General features: G+C 43.6%; 9 protein-coding genes. 3 read left to right on the top strand and 6 right to left on the bottom strand.

All coding sequences use genetic code 11. The annotated features are described in order from the left end of the window. Nucleotides 1-20 precede the first annotated feature (20 nt). Nucleotides 21-608: a hypothetical protein gene (locus C3Y98_RS04880; RefSeq protein ID WP_135276992.1), complete on the top strand. Its 588-nt coding sequence runs from the start codon at nt 21-23 to the stop codon at nt 606-608. 76 nt (nt 609-684) lie between these two features. On the opposite strand, the gene C3Y98_RS04875 is transcribed toward C3Y98_RS04880, so the two are convergent. Continuing rightward, entirely contained in the window at nt 685-1,620 is a 936-nt protein-coding gene (locus C3Y98_RS04875) for a hypothetical protein (protein WP_135276991.1), read from the bottom strand. 5 nt (nt 1,621-1,625) lie between these two features. Then, complete coding sequence (gene hrpA / locus C3Y98_RS04870; RefSeq protein ID WP_425339460.1) at nt 1,626-5,711, bottom strand: ATP-dependent RNA helicase HrpA; 4,086 nt, start codon at nt 5,709-5,711, stop codon at nt 1,626-1,628. Between the two features lie 227 nt (nt 5,712-5,938). Between hrpA and C3Y98_RS04865 the strand changes: the two genes are divergently transcribed. Further along, nucleotides 5,939-9,085 carry a bifunctional diguanylate cyclase/phosphodiesterase gene (locus tag C3Y98_RS04865; protein ID WP_245234324.1) on the top strand — a complete coding sequence of 1,049 codons (3,147 nt, stop codon included), beginning with the start codon at nt 5,939-5,941 and terminating at the stop codon, nt 9,083-9,085. Nucleotides 9,086-9,129: 44 nt separating this feature from the next. Here the strand turns inward: C3Y98_RS04865 and C3Y98_RS04860 are convergent, their stop codons facing one another. Beyond that, entirely contained in the window at nt 9,130-11,715 is a 2,586-nt protein-coding gene (locus tag C3Y98_RS04860; RefSeq protein ID WP_135276990.1) for a chemotaxis protein CheW, read from the bottom strand. 494 nt (nt 11,716-12,209) lie between these two features. Further along, nucleotides 12,210-12,440 (bottom strand): DUF2798 domain-containing protein, encoded by a 231-nt coding sequence (locus C3Y98_RS04855; protein ID WP_483414308.1) that lies wholly within the window; start codon nt 12,438-12,440, stop codon nt 12,210-12,212. Between the two features lie 125 nt (nt 12,441-12,565). Between C3Y98_RS04855 and C3Y98_RS04850 the strand changes: the two genes are divergently transcribed. Further along, entirely contained in the window at nt 12,566-13,498 is a 933-nt protein-coding gene (locus tag C3Y98_RS04850; RefSeq protein ID WP_135276988.1) for a LysR family transcriptional regulator, read from the top strand. Nucleotides 13,499-13,504: 6 nt separating this feature from the next. On the opposite strand, the gene C3Y98_RS04845 is transcribed toward C3Y98_RS04850, so the two are convergent. After that, complete coding sequence (locus tag C3Y98_RS04845; protein ID WP_135276987.1) at nt 13,505-15,283, bottom strand: monovalent cation:proton antiporter-2 (CPA2) family protein; 1,779 nt, start codon at nt 15,281-15,283, stop codon at nt 13,505-13,507. A gap of 398 nt (nt 15,284-15,681) precedes the next feature. Then, the gene (locus tag C3Y98_RS04840; protein ID WP_135276986.1) at nt 15,682-16,776 is read right to left on the bottom strand and encodes a diguanylate cyclase domain-containing protein; all 1,095 of its coding nucleotides are present in this window, start codon (nt 16,774-16,776) and stop codon (nt 15,682-15,684) included. Nucleotides 16,777-17,242: the final 466 nt, after the last annotated feature.

Here is a 17,242-nt window from a genome sequence, read left to right as displayed (position 1 = left end):
TAACTGCGCAAGGGGTTTGCATGAACGAACGGATTCAACAATTACTAAATCAAATTACCGAACTTGAAGATGATTTACGCAGCGCACTAAATGAACAACAGTCCACCATATTTTTTCAAATCAAAGGAAAGCGTGTTGAGTTTGAAAAATCAATCAAAGATACCCACAAGCACCTTAAAAGAAATTTTTTTACGTGGCTTATCACTAACCGCCCACAAAACTTGATTACGGGGCCCATCATCTATGCCATGATTATTCCGTTGGTTATTACCGATATTTTCATCACGTTTTACCAGTTAACTTGCTTCCCGATTTACGGCATTAAAAAAGTACGCCGGGCTGATTACATTATTTATGATCGGCAGCAGTTACAGTACCTAAACTTTATAGAAAAATTTCATTGCACCTACTGCGCCTATGGTAGCGGCATGATTGCCTACATTAGTGAAATTGTGGCACGCACGGAACAATACTTTTGCCCGATTAAACATGCCAGAAAGATATTAGGCACACACTCACGCTATTCGCGCTTTATTGATTACGGGGATGCAGAAAATTATCAGGAAAGACTTGAAGAGTACAGACGCGCGCTGAATAAAGAAAAGTAATCAATAGCAAAGTAAAAGCAAATCCAACTCAAAAACGTAGCAAATCTAAGCGGATTAAACACCATATTTAATCCGCTTAGTTATTACGGTAGTTACTGCCAAAAAACTCCATCATTAAGAAGTCCTCCAAACCGGCATTGTCTTCCAAGCGTGCAGACTGCGTGACCGAACGCGCAAGTCGATGAGACTCCCAAGTGAAATCACCCTGATAATGTTCACGGATCAACGCAATCATACGTTTCACTATCATCAAACGAATATCTTGGCCGCTGCCGGCTTCAACTTCAAAGTATTGCAGCTTGGCGTTGCTATAGTCATTAGTCCAACCCTTAAAGGCAAAAGTCGCGTGACGTGAGCTTCTGCTGGTAATCTCAAAAATACCGTTAGTACCGCTTTTAAAGTTGTTTTTAATGCGTTCATCCCGCATTTGCTCTGCACTCGGCCCACGCTCCTTGGCAATTGCCTCCGCATTTTGCCGAGCGGCATCGTACTCAGTGCCCTGTCTGCTGGCTTGTACTGCTTTCATGTAAGAGGCCATATCCGGGAACTTAGTGGGATCCAGCTTATTTTCCTGTACGGGTGGTGGGGGCTTAGGCGTATCTGGTACCTTTAAGCTTGAGTCAGCCGTCGTGGTGGGTATATTTGCAATCACTTTTTGCTTTGGTTTTACTACCGGTTTTCTTTTTACAGGCTCTACCTTGGGCTCAACTTTAGCCGGAGGTTCTGTTTTAGGCTGGGATGCTGCCGCAGCGACTGGTGCACGCTTGGGCGGCACTAGGCTTACTTCAATCGGGCTGGATGTGCTAGCCGGCGGCTGATCAAACTGAACTTTGGGTGCTAGAAAGAAGATGGCCAAATGAACTAGGATAGAAATAACAATCGCGAATAAAGTATTACGGCTGATATTCACGCGAATCAGCTGCTCGTTGACAGGCTTGAATTTGAGCGCCCGCGCTAGAAATTCATCAAAGTTTTCTTCGACTTGATTGTGATTAATTTGATCTGAATACATGGAGATTAAAAGCGCATGTCTGCCCAAGTTTTTTCAAGGCGTTTGAGCGACACAGGAAACGGTGTTTTAAGCTCTTGTGCAAATAAAGACACACGCAGCTCTTCAATTAGCCATCTAAAATCCTGCAAATGCTGTGGAATATCCAAATTCGCAGTATTTAAAGCATTGACTTTATCTTGCCATTTTTGCCAAACCAAGCCAACGCTTGCCGCATTTTTACCATCGCGATCCGGGTTAGCCGGATGCTTCTCGATACGTAGTCGCAGTGCTTTTAAATAACGCGGAATATGTTGCAATTGCTCCCAAGGTGTTTGGTGAAAGCTTCCTTTGTATACTAACAAACCAATTTGCTGCTCTAAATCACGTTTTAGCCGGTTGGCGGTGGAGGCCATTTGCCCTTGCTTCTGCACTAGCAACTGGTATTCGGTAGCAATTGCCTGTGCTTGCCTTGCTACCGCTTGTGTCACGGCTGGCAAGCGTGTTCTAGCACGTTGCTTCAGTACCATAAACTCAGCATTATTACGCGGCAAATCATCTTCGCCGATAAACGCACGGTCTGCAATCGCTAGAATCATGTCCTCACGCAAATCATCTGCCGACATCACATTACGCAAGACCATCGCATACTGATTAAAGTTTGGCAGGCTTTTTTCCAGCTGCTTCATCTGCTCTTTTAGTTCAAATCGCATCAGGCGGCACACGCCCTTGCGATGACTAAGTGCAGCCTCACGCTCTGTGTCAAACAGCTTAACGGCAATACTGTCATGCGCATCTTCAAGCGCAGGGTAGCCTGTCACTTTTAGTCCATCACGTTCAAAACTAAGGGTCTGTGGCAAATCACCAAAATCCCATTGTTTTAAACCCGTTTTTTCTATATCTGGCGAGGTATTTCTAAACGTAAGCTGCGCGGCTGACCCCAACTGCTTTTTCAGGGCGTTCCAGTCACGCCCCATGGCCAACTCCCTGCCACCATCATCCAGCACACTAAAATTCATCAAATGATGTGACGGAATATCGCTCAGGTTCCAATCCTCTTTGCTAATTTTGAGCGTAGTTTTACGCTGTATATAAGAGGCCAAGGCCTCAAGTACAGGCTGTGAGAACTGCTGGTTCACTTCGTCCAAAAAACCGGTGACGAACTCGGGCACAGGCACACATACACGCCTAAATGTTTTAGGCAACGCTTTAATCAAATATGTGATCTTCTCACGCAACATGCCTGGGACTAGCCACTCGGTTTGCACCGGGTTTAGCTGATTCAATAAGGCAAGCGGCACCGTCGCAGTTACACCATCCAGCACGTGGCCCGGCTCAAAACGATACTTCAAATTAGTTTCAACACCATCTAACATGACTTTCTCAGGAAACTGTACTGCAGTGATGGCATCTGCACCATGGCGCATTAAATCATCACGCGTTAAGTACAACAGCCTCGGTGATATTTTCTCAGCATCTGCCCGCCACTTTTCAAAACTGGCGGCATTAAAAATATCCACTGGTATTTTGGCATCGTAAAAAGCAAAAAGTTTATGCTCATCCACCAATACGTCTTGCCGGCGAGCCTTATGCTCTAGCTCTTCAACCTCTGCAATCAAGCGCTCGTTAGCAGTAAAAAATGCTGCTTTGGTGTCAAACTCTCCGTTCGCAAGCGCTTCACGTATAAATATTTCACGCGATTCTGCAGCGTTAATCGGGCCATAATGCACACGACGTTTTGGAATAATTGTCAGACCATACAAGCTGACGCGCTCCCAAGCGTTAACCATGCCCATTTTTCTATCCCAGCGCGGGTCTGAATAATGGCTATCGGTAAGGCCTCTGGCTAGCGGCTCGATCCAGTCAGGCTCAATTTTAGCGACACATCGCGCATATAGCTTGGTGGTATCTACCAACTCGGCAGCCATTACCCATTTTGGACGCGTTTTCTTGAGTGTAGAGCCTGGTGCAACATGGAAACGAATACCACGTGCACCGGCGTAGGAGTCACTGTCGCCATCTTTAAATCCAATATTACCTAGCAGGCCGGCGAGCAGCGCTTTGTGAATCTGCTCAAAATTAGCCTCTTGCTCATTCAGCTTAAACTCCATCTCGGAAACAATCTCTAGCAACTGCCCGTGTAACTCACGCCACTCTTTTAAGCGTAAAAATGATAAAAAATTGCTATGGCATTGATTGAGCAAGTCTTTATTAGATTTTTTAGTTTTGAGTGCGTTATCGAAGAAGTCCCACAGCTTGAGATAGCTCATAAAATCTGAGCCCTCACCCGCAAATTTGGCATGTGCATTATCCGCCGCTTCGCGCTTATCCATTGGGCGCTCACGTGGGTCTTGTATGCTCAGCACACTTGCAATAATCAAGATTTCTTTTAAGCAATGCTCGCGTTTGGCCGCCAGAATCATACGACCTACACGCGGGTCCAGCGGCAGCTTCGCCAATTGCAAGCCGGTATCTGTAATTTGGCGGCGTGCATCTACTGCGCCAAGCTCCTGCAATAGCAAATAGCCATCTGCAATCAGGCGCGATGAAGGGGCCTCGATAAACGGGAACTCGGTTACATCACCTAAACGCAGGGCTGCCATGCGTAAAATCACTGCAGCCAGCGAACTGCGCAAGATTTCCGGCTCAGTAAACTCTGGGCGGCCGTTAAAGTCCTGCTCAGAATAGAGCCGCACACAAATACCGTTTGAAACACGGCCACAGCGCCCTGCGCGCTGCTTAGCAGCAGCTTGGCTAATTTTCTCAATCTGCAGCTGTTCAACTTTTGCTCGCGTACTGTAACGGTTTACCCGCGCCAGTCCAGCATCAATCACGTATTTGATGCCGGGGACGGTCAGCGAGGTTTCGGCCACGTTGGTTGCCAACACAATGCGCCTGCTACTATGGCTTCTAAATATTTTCTGCTGGTCTTCAATACTTAACCGGGCAAACAAAGGTAGCACTTCTATGTGCTTCAGCTTAGCTGAGCGTCCTTGATACTTGCGCAAATGCTCTGCCACATCACGAATCTCGCGCTCACCTGGTAAAAACACCAGAATATCACCATCTCCCTGTCGCAATAAATCATCGGCCGCATCTAAAATAGCCTCTTCAATCGCTTCTTCTTCATCATCCTCTTCTAGCCAGCGCGCCTCTGTTTTGGCTTTACGTGCAATACCAAAAATAGTGTCATCTTCTAGGTCAAACTGTGCATTCTCAGCCTCAGCCACCTCACGTGCACGGAATCCGGCTGCGCCTAATGGTCGGTAACGAATTTCTACGGGGAAAGTGCGGCCGGACACTTCAATCACAGGGGCGCCATTAAAGTGCTGCGAAAAGCGATCAGCATCAATCGTTGCTGACGTAACAATCACTTTTAAATCAGGGCGTTTGGGTAACAGCTGCTTAAGGTAGCCGAGTAAGAAGTCGATGTTGAGGCTACGCTCGTGTGCCTCATCGATGATAATGGTGTCGTAAGCGTTTAAAAACTTATCACCCTGTGTTTCTGCAAGCAAAATACCATCTGTCATCAGCTTCACATAGCTGGACTCAGATAGCTTATCGTTAAATCGTACTTTGTAGCCCACTGCCTCACCCAGCGGCGTTTTTAGCTCTTGTGCAATACGGCTGGCGACTGATCTTGCGGCAATGCGCCGCGGCTGGGTATGGCCAATAAATCCGGAAACCCCGCGCCCGAGCTCTAAGCAGATTTTAGGTAATTGCGTGGTTTTACCTGAGCCGGTTTCACCGCACACAATCACCACTTGGTGTTTACTGATTGCGGTCGCAATTTCATCACGCTTGCCGCTTACTGGCAGCTCTAGCGGATACTCAGGCCTAGGCAATTGCGCTAAACGTAATTGATACTTCTGCTGTGAAGCGTGCATCTTTTGCAAGACTTCATTGACCATGCGCTGAGCCTTGGCTAGCGACTTTTCATCCCCAAGTTTTTGTAGCGATTTGATTTCCTGCATTTTACGGCGCAATGTATAGCGATCGGCCAACATGCAGCTTTGTAACGCGTGTTCAAAATTAGCAGGGATTAAATTATCAGGTTTACTCACATTCATAGGCGCAAATTTTATCATGCCGTGCTGTTCTACTTTAATAATCATACAAAAGCATTTGCAAATAGCGCTTAATATGCCACTTTTGCATACGATGAGTACAAAGAATCTGTAGTAAATCTGCGGAAAATGCTAGAAATAAGCAGCGACTTGCTTAATTAAAAGCAAAACACTCACGATTTGATATACATCAAATCAGACTTCGGCAAAACAAAATACTCTGAGCCACACTCCATGAGTATATTTGAACCTAGGCGCTGTTACCAATGCCCGTAATGAAACTAGCAACGTCAGCCATATTGTATTTGTCCAACACAGGCAATATGATGAATGAAAGTCTGTCTTTAAAACTTTCATTCAAGCACCCCAGATTTATTGTTTTTAATATCATGCTGTCGCTGGGCATGTTAATCATCTCGTCTGTGGCTATGCTCACCAGTACAGAGCAAAGCAAAATCTCTGCATATACGTTAGAACAAACCTACCAGTTACTCAATCTATCTAAAAATCTACAGAGCGGATTTTACGACCATAAATCCCTGATTACTCAGTATCTACACAACCCAAGCCCTAGCCTGTTAGAAAACCTGCAGTCCATACGTTCCAATGTATTCCAGTCATTGTCTACAATTAAAAAAATGGCGGGACAAAACCTTGAAATGCAAAGCCAGATTAAAAGCGTCGAAGGGATTTTTAGAGAGTCCATTAATGAGTCTGAGTCTATCTTGCCGACCAAAGGTGGCTTAGTCATTGTTGGCCCGAGTATTTCTATCATTACTGAAGGCAACATCAATCACCTTACTAACTTGCTGACTTCAAAGCTGCATGCGTTTGATATCGCCGTGCAAAACAGATCAAATGAACGTCAGAGTCTAGCATCGCTGAAAGTAGGCATCGCGCAAGTAGTTATGCTGATCAGCTTGCTGATTGGTATTGGAATTTTGTTCTATACACTAAAAACATTGCGTGATGAAATAACCAAACGCATTGAAACAGAAAATAGATGGAGATTTGCAATTGAAGGAACAAGTGACGGGGTTTGGGATTGGAACTTGGAAACCAATAAAACGTACTACTCAAGTAAATGGGCAGAGATTCATGGCTTAAGCAATGACATCATCAACAATGACATGGTAACTTGGGAGAGCAACATTCACCCTGAGGATAAACCTTGTGTGTTTTCAAGCGTACACGACTATTTAAATAATAAAACAAAAACCTACATCAGTGAGCATCGCATTATTGATCACAATGGAAATACCAAATGGATATTGGAACAAGGGGTAGCAGTCGCCCGCAACTCGGCTGGAGAGCCTACACGTATTATTGGCGTACTTAGAGATACAACTGAACATCAACTCTCCAGGCACGCGCTTCAGGATAGCGAATCACGCCTCAGAGGGTTGCTGACCGCGATTCCAGATTTGGTCTGGCTAAAAAGCCCTGATGGTATATATCTCACTTGTAACTCACGTTTTGAGAAGTTCTTTGGTAAAAAAGAATCTGAGATTGTTGGAAAAACGGATTATGACTTTGTTGATATCATGCTTGCTGACTCTTTCCGAGAAAATGATAAAAAAGCAATGGCAAGCAGCGTACCGTGCATTAATGAAGAATGGATTACTTTCGCCGATGATGGTCACTCTGAACTATTGGAAACCACTAAGACTGCAATCTATGATGAGCAAGGCAACGTTACCGGCGTGCTTGGCATTAGTCACGATATCACCGAACGCAAAAGTATAGAGAATGAACTAAAAATTTCCGCTTATGTGTTTGAGGCGCAAGAGGGAATGATTGTCACGGACGCAAACAATATCATCTTGCGCGTTAATCATGCATTTACTGCCATTACCGGCTACTCGGCTACAGAGGTCATTGGTAAAAATCCAAGAATACTTAGCTCCAGTAAGAATAATGCTGACTTTTATCGCGCCATGTGGGAAAGTATTACCAATAAAGGCTCGTGGAGCGGAGAAATATGGAATCGGCGTAAAAATGGTGAAATTTACCCGGAATACCTGACGATTACCGCAGTAAAAGACCAGCATGGCACCGTGACTAATTATGTAGCGACCATGGCAGACATTACCTCGAACAAGGCAGCTGCAAAAGAAATAGAAATATTAGCTTTTTACGACCCACTCACACACCTTCCAAATAGACGCTTATTCATAGACCGCTTAAGCCATGCCCTCGCCTCAAGCGCGCGCAGTCAAAGTAAAGGGGCTTTATTATTTATTGATTTAGATAATTTTAAAAACCTTAACGACTCACTAGGGCATGCAGTAGGTGACATGCTGTTGCTTCATGTAGCGGAGAGGTTAAATAGCTGTGTACGCGAAGGTGACACCGTAGCGAGACTGGGTGGCGACGAGTTTGTGATTACTTTAGAAGATTTAAGCCTACAGCTAGATGAGGCCGCGTCTAAAACCAAATTAATCGGTGAAAAGATTTTGCAACGATTAAGTCAGCCTTACAACCTGGGCGAGTATGAGTACCAAATCACTTGCAGTATTGGCGCAGCGCTATTTCACCATCACGAACAATCGCAAGATGAACTACTCAAACAAGCTGATATTGCCATGTACCAAGCTAAAAAACTTGGACGTAATGCAATATGCTTCTTTGACCCCGAAATGCAAACCAGCATTAATGCTCGCGTTGAACTTGAGCGCGATTTAAACATTGCTATCAATGAGCAGCAGTTTCAGCTTTACTACCAAATACAGCTAGACAGCCACGGGCAAGCCATAGGCGCTGAAGCACTTATCCGCTGGCCACACCCTGAAATGGGCTTAATTTCGCCAGCTAAATTTATCCCGCTGGCAGAGGAAAATGATTTAATCATCCCTATCGGCTCATGGGTACTGGATACAGCCTGTGCGCAACTTAAACAATGGCAGCAAAACGCACGCACTCAGGATTTAGTGTTGTCTGTGAATGTCAGCGCAAAGCAGCTGCATCAAGTAGATTTCACCTCTACTGTAAAAAACACCATTGACAAGTATGCAATAAACCCTAATTTACTTAAACTTGAGATTACTGAAAGTATGCTGCTCAACTCGATTGAAGACACGATTAGTATCATGAGTAGATTACAAACCACTGGCGTTCGGTTCTCACTCGATGACTTTGGTACTGGCTACTCATCACTCCAATATCTCAAGCGATTGCCGCTTAACCAATTAAAAATAGATCAGTCATTTGTGCGCGACATTACGGTGGATGAAAGCAACCGAGTGATTATTCGTACCATTATTGCCATGGCACAAAGCCTTGGTTTAGAAACGATTGCTGAAGGCGTAGAAACCGAAGCCCAACGTGCGTATTTACTCAACAATGGCTGCACACACTTCCAAGGCTATCTGCTTGGCAAACCATTACCTATACATGAGTTTGAGTCAGCACTTAAATCATAAAAAATGCGTTAGCTAACAAGGCCAACGCAGTAAATATGGCGAATTTAAGCTTCGGCAGTCTCTTGCAAGCAATAACTCAACTGCTCAACATCAATAATTTGCAGCATAGGTTCTTGCGGGTTCTGTGAGCTAGATAGCACCAACGATTTCACTATCTGGTTGTAAGCTGAAATTTCAGTACCTACTGGTCGAATCTGCTCCATCGCAACATCCATCATTTCACCCAGTGCATCTACAACCAGTCCAATATATTCACTGTCTATTTTAACAACGACGACTTCCGTAATCTTTTGATTCACAGGCTTTGCACCACCCAGCAACATAGAGGTATGCACGAGCGCCAATGAGTTACCTCTGTACATCAAATAGCCCGCTACTATATCTTGCTCGCCACCTGAAATTGGCAGGTGCGTATCTACTTGAATCGCACTTGCAACCTGATTTGCACTCAGTGCTAACCAGTTATTGCCAACATAAAATGTAGCGAGCTGTAGGTTGTAAATACTGTTATGCATACTATGCTGCACATACACTGGCTTGAGCGATGCCGGCTGCTGCACAGCCTGCGTCTCCTCACCCAGATAAATCAACACAAACGCAAACACCTCTTGCTGGTAATGATCGGCAGTGCCTTTGTACTCACGATACCCAGCGGATTTACTGCACCCCACTGCATAGTTCTTATGGTGGAATGTAACTACTTTACACATAGACTGCCCATGCGTCAGCGCAAAAAAGTCATCGCTAATATCAAGTAAATCGCCCGCTGAAAAGCGCTTGTGCGTAGAGGCAATCACCGATTTATCTGCATCAGTGTAAACCGCAAAGCTGTAATCAAGCTGCACTTCCTGCTCTCTATCCAATTTTCCATGTGGCAGTACATCCTGCAACATTGCCAAAAATTGCGGTGCAGCGTCAAATACAATACCAATTCCACCTAATACTTTCTCATCCTCGATTGCATGGATAGCCGCCGCATAGATGTAGCTGGGCAAGGCGTTATACAAAGGGGTTGTAACAAAGTCAGACACTACGTAATCCTGCGCAGACCTTAAGGCCAGTGCTTTTCTCACCCAAGGCTCTGTCAGTACCTGCCCCTGCAAGCTCTGCTCTTGCGGGTTAGATACAGCAATCACCCTGCCCTGGGTATCAAACACAATAATATTGCCATAGACAGTGTATAAGCTATTAATGTAATGCAGTACAGACTGTATCTCGCCCACATCTTGCGTTTGTAAGGCTTGTTTACTCATCAAACTTCTGAAGGTTGTGGTGAGAGCCCACCAGCGGCAGTCATTGGCTCGTTCGTATAAATTACGATCCATAATATCAATGGCAAGCGCAGCCATATTCATGCTGCCTTGTAATACAGATGCAATCACGGTTTTTTGAATATCCGCAATTGAGTTCTCGAATATGTGTTTGGTCAATACGCCGGTGTGTTTAATCTCGCTCAGCAGCACTTTAGACACAACCGCATCACTGCTGCTTTTATCAGTTGCTTGCTGTACGTTTCCATTCCAAACCAACCTATTCAACTCACGCTGAATTTGACTTGCACTAACAGGGATATTTTTAATCTCCGCATTAAATAACGCCCCCTGCATTACAGAATCAAGCAATGCGGCTGGTAAATCTATAGCCACATTAGACTGCTGGCCAAATATTTTCCTAAGTGGCACCATCACAAAGCCAAGCCAGCCTGAACCATGATAGCCTTGGAAACCATCGGTCTGGCGTGTACAACAAAAGTATTCAACGCCTTCATAATTCACCACGCTGTAATCCTGGCTAAGCTCTGGTTTAAACCTTGCGTTTAAGGCCACCTTATCAGAACTGCTCGCAATGACCTTACCCTCTTTATTGAGTAAGGTAACAATTGCTAATTGATCATCACTAAGTAAACCAGCAAAAATGCCATCACACTCATTTTTAAATTTAAAGCACAGGCATATCACCCCCAGGGCATGACCATCCTCTGGCGATACAACACGATATGAGTAAATCAAACTATTTTGTTCATTGGGTAATAAATCGCTATACCTGAAATTTTCTACATAAGCGTTTTCCGTATGCAAAGACTCCATGATTAAAGGGTCTTTAGATTGCGTCACTGGATTGTGCTGGTCTAACTGCAGCACCACATTGCCTTGCGTATCTAGCAGAATGATATTGTGATACACAGAATATTTAGCAACATACTGTTCAAATCTGTCCAGTAAGTACTGGCGTTTCTCATTTAAAACTTCAGAGTCAGGGTCAGACTCCAGTTGTTTCAAGTAAGCACAAACGTCATCGTCCGTTGCAATAAAACCAATATCGGCAGTACGCTCAAACAGATTGCGAATCATAATGTTAATCGCGACCTGCGCCTTAAACGCGTACTGACGTACCGACTTATTTAACAACTCCAACCCCAATTGATTCAGCAAGGTCCCCGTCAACTGAGTAAACTCTTTACGTGTTTGAGATAGCTCCGTGTCCAACTTAGCCAGTTGCCCTAATACCGATAAGTAATCCCATGCCACCTGCTGCTTATGTAAATCATCTCGATATTTTTCAACACCGTTCATATGTCGAATCACTCCATACAAACGATCATCCACCTCAAAACCTTTGTAATAGCTCATCTTTGTTACCTTTATATCGAATCAACACCGCTGCAACTGAATCATTAATGACACAAAATTTAGACGAAAAAAAAAGGCGCATGACAACCGACTAACTCTTTAAAAAAGTTTAGTCAGTTATCAAGACGCCTTTGTCTTGAACTACTTATCCAATATGAGCCTACGTTGGCCCTAATAACTTGCGTAACTTGCTTTAGTACAACATTCCGCCTTTGGATATGCGCACCGAACAATTTGTTACAAATAATTACATTTAATTAATGATATCAGAAAAATCTAGATTCTTACTTATTTCCAGTTTTATCTAAAAATTATAGGTAATTCTTAAAGTAATTAAATATGCCCAGTGATATTCACTCCAAAGTGAACATTTACCGTAAAGTTAAGAAATGAACACAGGCAGCTTACTCGTCAAAGATTATTAAGTGGATTCTATGCTCGCTTTAAATCGAAAGATGAGCTAGTGGCAGAAGCCATCAATAAAAAACTAATGGTTATTGTGCCTCAACAACCCATGACATCAATTTAACGACAATAGGCCTTACAAACAATATGCATACAAAGGCCGATGGCATAGCCAATGTGTAGGCATGAATGACGCGCTGCAAGTAACCAGCGCCAATACCGCTATTGGCCGCCACAATAATGGTACACATCAATAGTGCCATAATCATAGCCATAAAAAATGCGAACACATAACCAGTATATCGGTGAGGAATTTTCATCATAGTCCTTGAAGGTAAAGATTAGGGTGCCACTGTAACGCCTAACTAAATCCATGCATAGAGCACTAACACTATGCTCAGTTTAAATATAAACTATCGAATCACCACACAAAATCGATAGCCAGATGGACACATTAAGAAGCATTGAAAGCTTTGTAAAAGCAATTGAAGGCGGAAGTATTGCAGCTGCCGCGCGTCTGCAAGGCATTACCCCGGCGGCGGCCAGCCAAAACATTATCAGGCTTGAGGCGTCACTGAACGCGCGTTTGCTGACTAGGACAACGCGTAGCCTAGCCTTAACGGAGGCTGGTGAAATCTATTATGAAAAAGTGCGTCATGTCATCAATGATATTGAAAACGCACAGTCATTAGTGACAGAGTTCCAAGGTGAACCTCAAGGACGGCTGAGAATAGCAACATCCGCGGCATTTGGTCGGCATGTACTCTCCAGCATTATCCCGTCATTCACTGCCATGTATCCAAAACTATCAATTGAATTGATTCTTACCGATCAGAACATTGATCACGTCAAACAGGATATTGATATCAGCATCCGATTCAAGCAACAATTAGAGCTTGGCTTGGTTGCAAAAAGGATTGCTGTCATTCCAGTATTATTTTGTGCATCCCCAGCTTATATTGCTCGTAAGGGAGAGCCACGCACACCTGAGGAATTACAACGACACGATTGTCTGATGTTTCGCATGCCCACCAGCGGGCTGTTATTAAACTGGGGATTTCTGCGCGACGAACTACGTTTTGAGCCTGAACTTAAACCGTCTATTATCAGCAATGATATCAACGCATTGGCCGAGTTAGCCATTGCCGGCGCTGGCATCGCAAGGCTTGCTGCATTTATTGCCAATCCCCTAATCAAGAGTGGGCAATTAATCTCGTTGTTCCAGCAAGATATAAGTAACCCTTCAATCGTGCATGCGGATAATGAGCCACTGGAGTTTTATGCGTGCTTTCGTGACCATCACGCTATGACATTAAAAGTTAAAACCTTCATCAATCATTTAACTTCCGCCCTTCCTGCCAGTTGGGATGTGATTTAACGTAAATTAGCTACCACTAGGCTTCCCTGCCTCATCCAACTCAAGCGCGAGTAAATCTTTAAGATCTTGGCGCCCCTTTTCTGACATGCTCAGCAGTGCATTCATATCGTGCTTGACGTTGCGAGCAGCCTCTAGCTGCTCTATATCATGGCGCTCAAAGTGTTTAATGATTTTTGCAGCAGAGGTTGGTGTTTCACCAAGCGCCAACAAAGCTTGCTTAGCTGCAACTAATGAAGAATAAAAAGTCTCGCGAATAGGGTCTAAGCCCACATCTAGCAAATCAAAAGCATCGGTTCTGCTGCGCGCCCTAGTCACAACAGCAAGCTGAGGCCATCGCTCTTTTACCAGTTTACCAATATGGAGTGCAGCCACAGGGTCGTTCACCGAAATCACCAATAACTTAGCAGTGGCTATCCCAGCCTCCTCTAGCAGATCTAGCCTAGATGCATCGCCATAATAACAACGCCACTTAAACTTGCGCATCAAGTCAACCTGATTTGGGTCATTATCAATTAAGGTTGCCGCAATTCCCTTAGCCAGCAACACCCTACCAACGATTTGCCCAAAACGACCAAATCCGGCAATGATTACTGAATTATTTTCGTCAATGCTATCTTTAGGGCGCTCGCCACATTGCAGCGTTAAAAACCGATCATAAAGCAATAATAATATCGGTGTGATGAGCATAGATACTGCCACAATTGCATTGAGCACATTGTAAGTCTCACGCGGAATGGTGTTTTGTGTGAAAGCGATACCAAATATCACAAACGCAAATTCACCAATTTGCGAGAGCGCGGCACCATATAACAAACCATCTCTCAACGAGTATTTAAATAAATATGCTAGGCCTAACAATATGGCTATCTTGACCATCACGACCAGTAAAGCTAATCCAAAAATCATCACTGGTGAATTCGCCAATAACGACAAATCCACAGACATCCCAACCGCAATAAAAAACAAGCCTAGCAGCAAACCTTTTACCGGCTCGATATCCAGCCTGAGTTCATAGCGATACTCTGAGTCTGCTAACAGTACACCGGCCAAAAAGGTCCCTAGCGCCATCGATAAGCCTACAGACTGCATAGCTAGTGATACACCAATCACCAGAAGTAATGAGAATGCCACGAAAATCTCGCGGATTTCCGTCTGCGCAACAATGCGCATAATCGGTCGCAGCAAAGTTCTGCTAGCAACAATAATGGCAGCTATCACAGCCAACGCCTTGGCCACGGCCCAGACATCAAAGCTGGATTGGCCACTATCAGGCGCAATAAACGCCAGCACCATAAACAACGGAATGACTGACAAATCCTGAAACAGCAATGTGGCAAATGATGCCTGCCCGCCAGGTGTACTTAACTGTTTTTTCTCTGCAAGTGCAGTAAGCCCAATTGCCGTAGATGACATCGCAACACCCATGCCAATCACAATAGCCACTGGCCATGAAAAATGCATCATGTGCGCAACGACTGCTACCAGACCTAATGTACCAAGTACTTGCAGCCCACCTAACCCGAATAAGATCTTTCGTAGCTCCCAAACCTTTTGGGACTCAAGCTCTAGCCCAATCAAAAACAGCATAAGCACAACACCAAACTCAGCAAAATGCAGCACATGCTCAGGATCAGGAATAAGCTTCAACGCGTAAGGACCTATCAATATCCCTGCGATTAAATAACCCAGCACCGAGCCCAAGCCTAATCTTTTAAAAATTGGCACGAGCAGTATGGCTGATGATAGATAAATCATCGTTTGAATCAGAAAATTAGAAGTGCCCATAGGAAGTAATTGTTTTTATAATTAATAATGTGGAGCTGTTTGTCATGCCGTTAAACATAAGCTGCATTGTAATTGTTAAATAAACTATTGCTTCACAAGGTTACATGAATCCTAAGAAATACGCATCAAAGCCACTTAAATACAGCAATAAAAAACTGTGCGAAATAGTTAAACTTAAACTTTAATAAAAGTTATTAATATATTGAATATTAATAATAATTAAAAATTTACAAACACTGTATATATAGCCGAGATATCCATAAAAACTAAACCATGGGGTGGAGAAAAGCATGATTAAGGCTTGCAAGGCACCATGCGCACATGGTGTGTATAAAGCTAAAAGCGACTTTAGATTAGCAAATAGAAAAACAACCGTCGCGTTTCACAACAGCCAGTGACTAATGGAGAACTGCCTGGTTTTTGCCTGTTGATTTTGCTTTATACATTGCCTCATCTGCGGCAGAAATTAAAGATTTAATGCTTTTCACTTGATCAGGGTAGATCGCAATGCCTATGCTGATCCCCATAAAAACATCCCTGCCAGCTATTGCAATAACCGGCTCTTTGAGCGCTTGAATAATACGATTAGCCAAAATTAACAACTCACTAGAATCATTAAAGTTGTGTGCCACTAGCGCAAACTCATCTCCACCCACCCGTGCAATAAAATCAGAATCACGCAATACATGATTAATTTTAGTCACAGCACCAATCAGTGCATCATCACCTGCATCATGTCCAAACTGGTCATTGATTAATTTAAACCCATCAAGATCCATATATAACAAACCAACTTTTTGTTTACTGCGCGCTGCCTGTGAAATCGATTTTTTGAGGTATTGCTCAAAATTTCTTCTGTTTGGCAAATGCGTCAACGCATCATGCATGGCAAGGTAACCAAACTCCTCAGCAAGCTCTTGGCTAGAAGATGCATGCTCAAACAGCGAAATGGTTCTTTTATAATTAACAAGCAATATACTGATGATTAAGAATACAACCACTAGCGAGGCTAATTTCAAGCGATTAATGGTTAAAGACAGCGTTACCTCAATGCGATCATTCTCATCTCGTAAAATCTTATCGAGCTTATTCACCTCATTAGAAATTTCATCCGTCAGCAGCTTACTAGCGCCCGTCGTAAATTTTAAATGAGGTGAGTATGACCCTGCTGTAAGTTGAACCTGAAGCGTTGACTCGATAGCACTGAATTTTTCCTTAATCAGTTGATCAAGCGTAATCAGAATGGGGGTAAACTCGGCAAAGTCTTTTTCACGACTTTTGATTTGAGAGAAAAGTAAAGCCGTATCTTTAGATGAGCGATTATATGGCTCAAGAAATTGCACACTGCCGGTGAGGAGATAGCCCCTTAGCCCGGTTTCTGCATTCACAACCGTGTTCATGAGTTTGACCACTTCGTAACGCGTGTCTGCAATTTTAACCTTGCGGTCACTCAGCACCAACAAACTCTGCGCGCTAAAAAAGACCCATGACATTGCAATCAACAGTATGATTGATGCAACAATCGGTGGCAGTAGAATCTGTTTTCGGTAATTTAGAATAGAGACTCCCTTTCTGAAAACACCAAAACCTATAGCTACAACAGCCTGAATTACATTAAAAGGTGCGGAATATCAAAATATTCAACCTATTACAGTATACATAACGCACCAAATATGTGCAAAAGTATATGCAGGCTACGCTTAATTATTCATACGCACCACCATAACTCAATGGATAAGCTTATTTGAATCTGACAGTGCGTTTTGTCGTTTATATTTAAGTTGTTTGTATTTAACTATTCGAGTGTCGCTATTTCTGATGGTTCACTGCCCGTTTAATGCAGATAAACGCACTTAACTTCATTCCTTGCCGGAAAAACTTAATAATAATTAAGCATATATGCTGTTTTCTTATTTCGCTTAAATAAAATTACGTGTAGATTATTAACAATACGCAATT

The organism is Methylotenera oryzisoli, assembly GCF_004661485.1.
Lineage (GTDB): Bacteria > Pseudomonadota > Gammaproteobacteria > Burkholderiales > Methylophilaceae > Methylotenera > Methylotenera oryzisoli.
This window is presented reverse-complemented; position numbering and strand designations above follow the sequence as displayed.